The organism is Pseudoduganella sp. RAF53_2 (assembly GCF_052113985.1).
GTDB lineage: Bacteria > Pseudomonadota > Gammaproteobacteria > Burkholderiales > Burkholderiaceae_D > Rugamonas.
Map to the genome: position 1 here is coordinate 1 of NZ_JBFRDW010001087.1, position 1,031 is coordinate 1,031.

Genomic DNA, 1,031 nt, shown 5'->3' on the forward strand with positions numbered 1-1,031 from the left:
CTCTTGCTGCATGGTGTTTTGCTGGGTAACGCCATCAAGTAACGCCGACCGCCTTCTGGACGATTAAGGCTTTTCACTATCACTATGGCGCGCGACGCCGATCTGAACCTTCTGCCACAACAGGCCGCCAGCAAAGACCTTGCGAAATTTGGGCACATTGTTTTCAAACGCTCCGATAGAATGTCTGATAATGCATGGCCTGCACCTCAGCGTGACCCCCATCTCGTTGCTCGGGGATCGAGCCAATCCGCGCCCTTCAAAATTGGATGGATGAGCCAGGCCAAAATGGAATCGATTGGCGAGCAGCAAAAGCCGACCATGCGACCATCCAGTTATCAGGACTCACAAGGCTGGCCCTTGGTTTTCAGTTATCGTCCGGGAGCGATTGTGTCCAAGCTTCGCTTCTGTGACCGCCAATTCCACACCCAGAAGTGTGGAATTGGCGATCTCAGCCCTTAGCGAAATGCTCTATGTGTTCTCGCTAATTGAACCTAGCGCATCAACCCAGCAACTTTTTCACACGACGTGCGGCGATCCCGCCTGCGCCAATTGCCCCGTCAATGAAGCCGCGCCAGCCTTCGCCGTGGTCGCCCTGACCGAAAATGATACGACCGCGGTCCTTTTGGAAATGGTCGTAATACTTGCCAAACCAAGCCGGTTTGTACGAGCAATAGGTGCCGCGGCTGTAGGGATCAGTTGTCCATTCGTGTCCAAAGCATTCCATCACTTCCGCGTCCGGCAGATATGCTCTCAGAGCAGCCTGGACGCCGGCCTTATCGGTCGCGCTGAACCGGTTAGGATCGGACCCGAACGCTGCATAGATCGTATGGTCGTCCGCTTTAGCATAGGTCAGGACGACACTAATGGGCTGAGCAGAATCGCCCAGGCCCATGAAGCGGCCCGCATAGCCAGCTTTCCCCTTTGTCTTGATGAATACCTTAACGCCGGCACCAGCGTGCTTTTCCTGGCCCGCCTCAACCACCTTAGGATCGAGAGGAGGAACGAACTCCACGTTATGCACGACGTTCATC

Annotated in this window: 1 protein-coding gene; it reads right to left on the reverse strand. The window is 55.1% G+C overall.

The window, feature by feature from the left end; genetic code table 11:
* Nucleotides 1–499: 499 nt before the first annotated feature.
* Nucleotides 500–1,031, reverse strand: a 532-nt coding sequence (locus tag AB4Z11_RS32500) for an FAD-dependent oxidoreductase (RefSeq protein ID WP_442030416.1), incomplete at its 5' end; no start/stop codon positions are given.